We start from the raw sequence: 8,638 nt of genomic DNA on the forward strand, positions 1-8,638 counted from the left end.
AATAAGGTATCAGGCTGATTTGGTGCTACCAGAAATTTAAGCAATGTAATCTTCTGATTTACTTTAAAAACAGAGATTAATCACAAATTCATTGCTGCCCTTTCACTCAAGCTAGAATAGATAAATATTCCTGTTGTATTCTGCTTCATTTATTCGGTATTTTTCGGAAGTCAGATTACAGGAGACAAGATGTCGCATATTATTTACTTGTCACTCAAAGGCAAGAAACAGGGGTTAATTTCAGCCGGGTGCTCAACGCCTGAATCCATTGGAAATCGCTATCAGGCAGGTCGGGAAGACGAAATACAGATATTGAGTATCCGCCATTCAGTGAGCCGCGACCAGAACGCGCATCATCACCCCGTTAGCTTTACCAAGCCTATTGATAAATCCTCGCCACTCTTAGCAATGGCAATTGACGGTAATGAATTGTTAGAGGCCGTTTTTTTGTGTTACCGAACCAGTCAATTGGGGCAATTAGAAGCCTTTTATGAAATCAAACTGACAGGGGCAACCATTGTTGATTTTACCTGTCATTATCCTCATTCGATAGACAGTAATGACCAGATACCGTATGAAACAGTGCAGATTGATTATAAGTCTATTTCATGCCGGCATCTTACCGCGGGCACATCGGGTTATAGCATTACGCAATTATCCGGGCGTGAAGAAGGCAGGCCACTATTGTCTGGGTTCTCGAATGTTAAGCCACTTAAGAAGCCGCTGGTTGAAGAGACTCCGGTAAAACCCGCTAAACATCATGCTCGTTATCGTTGTGTGGATGATGACGGCAATCTTTTAACCGAACGCAAGTATCGGGTTTGTCTGCCAGATAGTCAGATAAAAGAAGGGAAGACCGATAAACAAGGTTTTACTCAATGGCATCTCACTGATGACAAAAAGAACCTGAGTTTTCATATTCTAAAGGATTAATACCATGCCGACCTATACCGTTTACACAAAAATAGAATCGAATGTACCTGCTGAAAAGTTACTTTATGATTTGATTATTTATCGTCAGGACGAAGGGGGAAGCTATCATATATTGCTTGATATTTTTCAGGCACAATTACAGAGCAATTATGAAACTCAACAGCATGTCACTCAGGAAACAGACGACGATCTTTCCGTGACTTATATTATGCAAATCATGCTTTATCGCAAACATGGTTCAAATACGATTCAGGCATTGCAAGCCCCTTTTAAAAAGATGTATACACTGGGTGAGTTTGTAACAGGTAAAGCCTGTTCAGAAAAGAAACGGGAAAATGCGTGTTATTTTGAAAGCACGATTGAAACAAAACCGGTCAGCGATGGAGATAATACCGTTGAATTAAAACTGACTGTTCCCGAACGACCTTTTATTGCTAAAGAATATCCAATTGGTCACAAAGATGATCCATTTGAGAAAAGTAAAATTGAATCACAAATTCAGGATAGGCTATCTAAAAAAAATTATCCAACTCAGGGTGATGCAAGTTTATGTGGTCCTGCTGCATTTTTTTATTGTTTACAAATGGACAGACCGGATATTTATGAACAAGCCGCTCATGAGTTATGGAAATATGGCAAAACTAAAATAGGCCAATTAGAAATTAAGCCGGGTGATGGTTGTCTTCACCCTAAAGGTTCTTTTTATGACCAATATGGTTCAAGAATATCAGGATTAGATTGGATAACACTGGCGAGCTTAAGAGACTCAGAAAATATGATTTTCAGCTATGATGAAGTTGATGATCAGGCTGCTGGTGTGACTATGTGGGGGAAATTGACTGAGTGGTTTGAAAAAGCGGGCTATGAAAAAATATTTAGTAATATTAGTTTGATGCATAGTAATAAAGAAGACATTGAAACACTGAATGGTTATATTGATCAAGGTTATCATGTGGTTTCCTTAATTTCTGCTGGTATGTTAGAAAATATGGAAGAAACATCAGGAAAAAACCACTGGATTTCTTGGAGAAGTAAAGCAGAAAAAGATGCGAATGGGTGTGTAGATATCATATTATTTTCATGGGGAAAAGTTAAACCTTGGGTGAAAATTAACTCATCGTATGATTACTTTATTGAACACACTTTTGGAGGATTGGTTTTTAAGCCACTTAAATAAAAATGAAAAAAATAATATTTTTAATTTTTATTATATTGACTGCATCATGTAGCTCAGTTTCGGTATCTATCTATCCCGAAGGGAACTACTTGCCTGATGCCACTGTAGGTAAAAATTATCATGCTTCTATACATATAAAAGGAGGCAGTGCATATGTTATAGAAGGAACACCAGTCACCATAGAACCGGCTAATTCAGGAATAACATGGAGTCCTCTTAAAAGAAAATTTTTACTTGATGGTAAAGAAGAAATATCAGAAAACTTTAATCACCTAATAATAAGTGGCAAACCATCGAAAGTAGGCGATATACACATAACAGTAGTAAGCAGGGTTAATGGAACAATGTTTGCAAGTGGAGGGGGAGTCCACAAAACTTATACTATAAAAGTAAAAGATAAATAACATAATCAGAATGGCGATTTAATTCGCCATTCATTATGGCTTCAACTTAAAAAGCATAAAAAACAGAGTAATTTTTTAAAAATTACGAACATTAAATAATAAAATAGGAGTGATGGTGAATAACATTAACAATAAAAAACAACGATATGGTTTTTTTGTTACGTTATTTTTATATGGTGTTTCTTTAATAAGTATGTATTTCGGGAATGTATGGGTGGCATTTGGCATAATATATTTAGGTAGCTTTATAAGTCTGATGCCAGAATGGAATAGCATAAAATACATACTCAGTAAATATTTCAAAAAATTTTATCAATTAATTATATTATCTACATCCTATATTATCAGTATTAAGTGGTTGAATTATGAACTTAAAGTTGAAAAGGATTACCTAACATATTCGCCTTGGATAATAAGTATAATTTTTCAGTTTTTTTTATTGCTTGCTTTTATTATTGTGTGGGTCATTTTCTCCCCGCTAATTAATTGGTTAATTGGATTTTTCTCTAACTTTCTTCCTTTTCATTGGATTGAAAATATCAATAATAATTCTTTCGTAAAATTATCTAATAAGTCAATGTGTATTCTTGTGATCATATTGCCTTTAACTATCCCAGTTGCTTATATAAGCGATCCATTACTTAATATAGCTCTTAGAATAGACGCTTATGCTACATCTGATTGTGGAGGAACAAAGACAAATACAGCCTATTTAAGGAAAAATAATAAAGCGTGCTATAAGTTTTATCCATACTTTAGTTTTGTAAATCCCAGCGTTATACCAAGTGAAAAAGGTAAATAATTGTAAATTATTTGTTCTCATATTTTTGCTTGTTTAGCTCTCATCTTACGAGAGCTTTTTTATTTCTTGTCATGTTGTTAAATATATTTTCCTGAAAAGAACTGATATTAAAAACACCATGAAAAAACTACTCGAATTACGCCAACAAAAAGCCGATTTAACCCATCAAATGCGTTCGCTGCTTACCAAAGTCGAAAACGAAAAACGTTCACTGAATGCCGATGAAGCCAAACAGTTCGATGAACTGCGTAATCAGTCTGACGCGCTCAATACCGAAATTGCTCGTTATGAGGCGTTATCTGATGAGGAACGCAATCAGGCCAAGAACCAACCATCGACGAGACAGATATTGTCGTTCCCAGCCTAACAACTGAAGTTAAAGAGTCAGCACTCGAATACAGGATCGGGCCCTACTTGGCAGACGTATATCTTGCGACAGAGACTGGCGGTGTAGCTATTGAAGTCTGCGTTACTCACAAATGTGATGAGGATAAAGAACAGTATTATATTGACCAACAGATTGACTCAATTGAGTACTACTTTCCTCTTGCTGAAGGTAATAGCATCTCTGAATGGATTTCTCTGGTAAGAGATAATCTCGTCAAGTACAAATGGATTTATCACTCAGAACTTGAAATTAAGAAAATCGAGCATTTTAAACAGATTGAAGAAGAGAAAAGGAATAAAAAGGCAGAAAAAAGAAACAGGGCTTTATCATCGCTTCGGAAGGCCATATCTAAATAGCTGCTCCTAATAGTAGATCACGGAAAAAATCAAAAAGAAAGGAACTCAGTCCAAATTTAGCGATCTGATCAATTGCTAACTATCACAAATGACTAACATGACTGAGCTATGTCTATCATAGCACCAATCCCCCGCCCTGAACGCCGCAGAATGCAAAAAGAAATTCAGCGAACTTCCGATAAAGGTTATGCCCGCCGACTCATGGCGATGCTGTTGTGGTTAAAGAAAAACCCTAAATTCAATCTGTTATTCCAGCCTGTCTACTCGCCTTGGGTTAATGTGGTTGAGAAACTTTGGCATGCCTTACATGAAACGATAACCCGAAACCACAAATGCCGATATATGTGGCAACTTCTCAGGCAAGTTAAGCATTTTATGAATACGGTATCCCCCTACTCTGGGAATGGGCATGGAATGGCAAGAATGTAGCATAATTAGGATCAGCTATTTAGAGGCTTATCTCACCCCTGATAACAAAATTAGTTTTACCACCGACAAATATTTTTTTATCAACAAGGCGGATAAATACCTCACCGTTCGCTCCAACTGAAGAACCTTGAAAGGATGTGTATTCAGCAGGAATATATTTATTAATAGTTAGCCATTGGGCAAGAACCGCATTAAGGCTACCCGTAACCGGGTCCTCAGTTTGCTCACTACCGACAAAAGCCCTGACATGCAATGAATTTTTATCATCTGAAAGAGCGCATACTCCAAGATAAACCCCAACCATTTCAGAATAGTCAGGATATATGCCCATGAGCTTTTCCGGAGATTTAATTAATACGGAATGCCAGATTGGTCCGTTATTAAGAACACAGCTCGAAACCACATCTTCAGCTTTTAAGTTGGTTGATTTATAAAGTAAGTCAAGTTCGGCCAATGTAAACGGTCTTTTAGTTTGTAGAGGTGGTGCTTCAAAATATAACATGCCATCCATTTGTCGGATCTCCACAATGCCAATAGCTGACTCCTGATAGATAACCTTTTTGTTTTGACCATCTAACCAGCTATAACAAGAGCCTATCGAGGGGTGCCCGGCAAACGGGAGTTCCTCCAGTGGAGTAAAAATTCTCACCTTATAGTCAGCCTTAGGGTGAGAGGGCGGGAATATAAAGACCGTTTCACTTAGATTCGTCCATCTTGCTAAGGATTTCATATCTTTCTCAGATATACATTCGTCATCACAAAAAACAACCGCCAGAGGATTACCTTTAAGAGTATCGCTAGAAAATACATTCACTTGGTTAAAACGATAATTCATCAAAAATATCCTTTTTGTTTAATTAACCTTAATTAGCATAGCACTTTCCGCACTACGGATGTAATTCAATAAAAAGTGTATACAGCTTTGAGGTGTTCCAGATCCTCGATAGTGAGTAGCGATACTTACCGCATGGCGAAAGAGTCGTGTCTTGGCGCATTTAAGGTACTTCTGAGCCTTATCTACTCTGAAAGATTATATCCGCTTCTCGCTCATCGCTGCCCGAGGTTATTGTTGCGGGCAGTTTGGTGCCAAAAGCAGACATCGCGAACGTTACGGCACGTTAGATCAGATATCTAAAAGCGCATGGTCCGCTTGGATGGGATACTTACAGAACGGCCAAAGTTCTTAGATACTTTGGCTTCGAAGTGAAACAGCTTGGTGACTAGACAAACTCTTTTATAGTTATTAGTGAGTTATGCACCTTTTAGTGGAACACCATGCATATGAGTTGTACAATGTATGTTCATATGTCTAGAAGTCGAGATAAGAAATGCAAGAATTTTGGGAAATCTTTGGCAGTGCACCTTTTGTAGCTATCGCTTGGGTCTGTACAGTCGTCAGCTGCATCTATGCCTTTGTCCAAAAAAGCAATGTGACCAAGATTAAACAGAAATTCAATGATCTAAATATCACGCATAACGATCTAAAGGTTCAAAACAACACTCTTCAGCAAAAGAACGAGTCTCTGGAGATCTCTAGTAACAAGTTAAAGATCCAGAATACAAATCTTGAACAAAAAATAATCGAAATCGAAAAAAACGATTTTCACGATAACTATCAAGAAGTGCATCAACATGGCCAAAACAATTTTAACCAAGGTGTAATCAAAGGCGACTTTATTTACAACAAATAAGAGTCCTAGGTTTGTCTATGTGTGAAACAAGATTTGACATTCAAAAGATCGAGGGAGACATTCTACAATGTGGGGTCACCAGAAAACAATGTTGACTCTATTATCAACGTTATCATTGGTGATATTGCATCAGCTAAAGTGAAGATTGACCGCATTGATCGGTCTTTTCCTGCTAGTGTTGCTACAAAAATCGACCACAACATGCTTAAAACCAAGCGTCGTATAGTCTTGCAATACAAATCATACTCCTCTCATATTGAAAGAGCCTACACTCTCGTAGAACAAGATATAATCAACGGAAAACAAACAGCGATGGAGTTGCTGAATGAAATGTACTGCAATTCGCTAGAGAAGTATGAAGTCGATTCTTTTGAACCAGACATAGCACAAGTACGACAGCACGCTGACAATATCATCAGCGATGTAATCAAACAACTGAGGAAGTTCGTTTACAACTCAGCCAATGTAACTCAATACAAAGAACAAGTAGAAATTGGCCTAAACGTTGTTGTTGCACATGCCTTTGTCGAATGCTGTGTCTTGGAGAACCCTAACAATGCTACCAACTAAAGGCTCTCACCCAGAGATGAATGTGCTCTACATTGGTGGCTTTATTCTGAAAAAGCTTCATGAGCGCAAAAGAGAGGGTATGACGATCACTCAACTAATGAAAGTTGGGGCCAAAGAGCTTTCTGTTTCTGTAGACCACATAATTTTAGCGTTGGACTGGCTGTATATCATTTCTGCTATTGGCTACGATAGCAAAGAGGTTTTTATCAATGAAGCTACTTAGATTTCTCTTACAACCTGTTCAGAGTCTTTTTAATAACACCACTAAGAAAGCTAAATTGATCATTTGCAAACTGGTATTCAGTTTTCGTTCACAATTTTTCCAAAGCCGTCTGCATTTTTCCAACCCACTGAACGAGCGTTCAACAACCCAACGTTTAGGAATGACTATCAACCTATGTAACTCATGACGTTGGGCAATTTGCACGGTAGCACCACACAACAGTTTGATCGACAAAGCAAAACGATCACCTGTATATCCCCCATCCGCCAAAAGGCATTTTAAGTTTTCCAGATTGGCCTGATGCCCGGCCAGTGCATCCAGTGCCCCTTCCCTGTCAGTCACATTGGCCGTTGTGACTATCATGGCGTGAGGAAGTCCTTGACTATCAACAACGATATGGCGCTTTATCCCTGAAATCTTTTTCCCCGCATCATAGCCTTTGCTTTTCGCTGTATCGGTATTTTTGACACTTTGTGCATCAACAATTAAAAACGTGCTCAATGCGTCACGGCCGTTTTTTTTGTCTGGCTTCTTGAACCTGATTTTTTTAAAGCCAGCGCCAAAACAGAGCCGGATTCATGGGTTCACTCCAAATCTGGTAGTAATAATGTACAGTACGCCATTTAGGGAAATCGGACGGCAGGATGCGCCATTGACACCCGCTTTTCAACAGATACAAGAGGCCACAAAATACCTCGTAAAACGCGATGCTCAACTTTCATGGTGAGTTGAAATGACATAGCCAGTCCTTTATAACTTTAAGTCGCCAAACTGAGAGAAATAAAGGAACAAAAAGCTATGTCACAGCAAGATTTTATCATTTGGGTGTTTTGTTGGGTAGACGCTAATTTAGCGGCGTTACAACAAAGCACTCGATTCAGAAGCCGGGGATATCCACCACAGCTGAGCGATGCGGAAGCCATCACGATGGAAGTGGTGGGTGAATTCTTAGGTTTTTCAACAGATAAAGGAATTTGGACGTATTTTCGTGATCACTGGCGCGAGTGGTTTCCGGGACTGGGTTCACGCGCCAATTTTGCTAAACAAGTTGCGAATCTTTGGGTTGTTAAACAAAAGTTGCAAGAAAAGCTGGCGAGGTTATTGGGTGCGTTCGACAGGCCGGTACATATTATCGACGGATTTCCGTTACCCATCTGTGGACTCAAAAGAGCGAAAGGCAGTGCCAACTTTAAAGGACAAGCCGATTATGGGTACTGCGCCGCCAAAAACGAAACTTACTACGGCTTTAAAGGGCATCTCATGATAGATGAAAATGGCGTCGTGGCGGGGTTCACGTTGACGCCTGCCAATGTGAGTGAACGTGAAGCGGCTTGGGATTTGATTAGCCCAATAAAAGGCTGTTTGCTCGGCGATAAAGGCTATTTAGGCGTTGAATTTCAACAGGAAATGAAGCAGTCGGGTATTGAAATGATAACCCCGGTGCGTACCAATATGCATGACCCCGTCCCCAGAGAAACGAGAAAGCGCATTAATGCCAAACGGCGCTTAATTGAAACCGTCATTGGTCAACTCGCTGGGCAATTTGCTATCGAGAAGTGCTGGGCACGGGATTTGTGGCATTTGAGTAATCGAATAGCCAGAAAACTGCTTTCTCATACACTGGGCATTTTTGCTAATTTTAAACAAGGTAAAAGAGAACGCGAT

At 39.0% G+C, this 8,638-nt stretch carries 9 protein-coding genes and 4 pseudogenes; 11 read left to right on the top strand and 2 right to left on the bottom strand.

Annotation, left to right across the window (positions count from 1 at the left end):
• Positions 1-189: 189 nt before the first annotated feature.
• The 7 genes and pseudogenes from ABLA76_RS06065 to ABLA76_RS06095 form a co-directional block, all read left to right on the top strand.
• Positions 190-654: pseudogene (locus ABLA76_RS06065) on the top strand (Hcp family type VI secretion system effector); the annotation flags it as partial.
• Between the two features lie 283 nt (positions 655-937).
• Positions 938-2,110, top strand: a complete 1,173-nt coding sequence (locus ABLA76_RS06070) for a hypothetical protein (RefSeq protein WP_348987248.1) — start codon at positions 938-940, stop codon at positions 2,108-2,110.
• A gap of 89 nt (positions 2,111-2,199) precedes the next feature.
• Positions 2,200-2,514, top strand: a complete 315-nt coding sequence (locus tag ABLA76_RS06075; protein ID WP_340617053.1) for a hypothetical protein — start codon at positions 2,200-2,202, stop codon at positions 2,512-2,514.
• Positions 2,515-2,629: 115 nt separating this feature from the next.
• Positions 2,630-3,316 carry a hypothetical protein gene (locus ABLA76_RS06080; RefSeq protein WP_348987249.1) on the top strand — a complete coding sequence of 229 codons (687 nt, stop codon included), beginning with the start codon at positions 2,630-2,632 and terminating at the stop codon, positions 3,314-3,316.
• A 118-nt stretch (positions 3,317-3,434) separates the two neighbouring features.
• Positions 3,435-3,632 (top strand): annotated as a pseudogene (locus ABLA76_RS06085) (phage major capsid protein); the annotation flags it as partial.
• A 98-nt stretch (positions 3,633-3,730) separates the two neighbouring features.
• Positions 3,731-4,060, top strand: coding sequence for a hypothetical protein (locus ABLA76_RS06090; protein WP_348987250.1), 330 nt, complete (start codon positions 3,731-3,733; stop codon positions 4,058-4,060).
• A gap of 216 nt (positions 4,061-4,276) precedes the next feature.
• Positions 4,277-4,489, top strand: a pseudogene (locus ABLA76_RS06095) (IS630 family transposase); the annotation flags it as partial.
• A gap of 19 nt (positions 4,490-4,508) precedes the next feature.
• Here the strand turns inward: ABLA76_RS06095 and ABLA76_RS06100 are convergent.
• Complete coding sequence (locus ABLA76_RS06100; protein ID WP_348987251.1) at positions 4,509-5,324, bottom strand: PhzF family phenazine biosynthesis protein; 816 nt, start codon at positions 5,322-5,324, stop codon at positions 4,509-4,511.
• Positions 5,325-5,817: 493 nt separating this feature from the next.
• Here ABLA76_RS06100 and ABLA76_RS06105 point away from each other — a divergent pair, with 493 nt between their 5' ends.
• Genes ABLA76_RS06105 through ABLA76_RS06115 form a run of 3 tightly spaced genes read left to right on the top strand, consistent with a single transcriptional unit; the run spans position 5,818 to position 6,973 of the window.
• Positions 5,818-6,180 carry a hypothetical protein gene (locus ABLA76_RS06105; protein ID WP_348987252.1) on the top strand — a complete coding sequence of 121 codons (363 nt, stop codon included), beginning with the start codon at positions 5,818-5,820 and terminating at the stop codon, positions 6,178-6,180.
• 21 nt (positions 6,181-6,201) lie between these two features.
• Entirely contained in the window at positions 6,202-6,750 is a 549-nt protein-coding gene (locus ABLA76_RS06110) for an ABC-three component system protein (RefSeq protein ID WP_348987253.1), read from the top strand.
• On the top strand, positions 6,737-6,973 hold the full coding sequence (locus ABLA76_RS06115) for an ABC-three component system middle component 6 (protein WP_348987254.1): 237 nt from the start codon (positions 6,737-6,739) through the stop codon (positions 6,971-6,973). Before ABLA76_RS06110 ends, ABLA76_RS06115 begins: the two co-directional genes overlap by 14 nt.
• A gap of 18 nt (positions 6,974-6,991) precedes the next feature.
• On the opposite strand, the pseudogene ABLA76_RS06120 reads toward ABLA76_RS06115, so the two are convergent.
• Positions 6,992-7,673, bottom strand: a pseudogene (locus tag ABLA76_RS06120) (IS5 family transposase); the annotation flags it as partial.
• Between the two features lie 98 nt (positions 7,674-7,771).
• On the opposite strand from ABLA76_RS06120, the gene ABLA76_RS06125 reads away from it, so the two are divergent.
• Positions 7,772-8,638 (top strand): IS982 family transposase (locus tag ABLA76_RS06125; protein WP_348987255.1); only part of this gene is annotated, 867 nt, incomplete at its 3' end.

Source organism: Xenorhabdus sp. SGI240, assembly GCF_040081915.1.
Lineage (GTDB): Bacteria > Pseudomonadota > Gammaproteobacteria > Enterobacterales > Enterobacteriaceae > Xenorhabdus > Xenorhabdus bakwenae.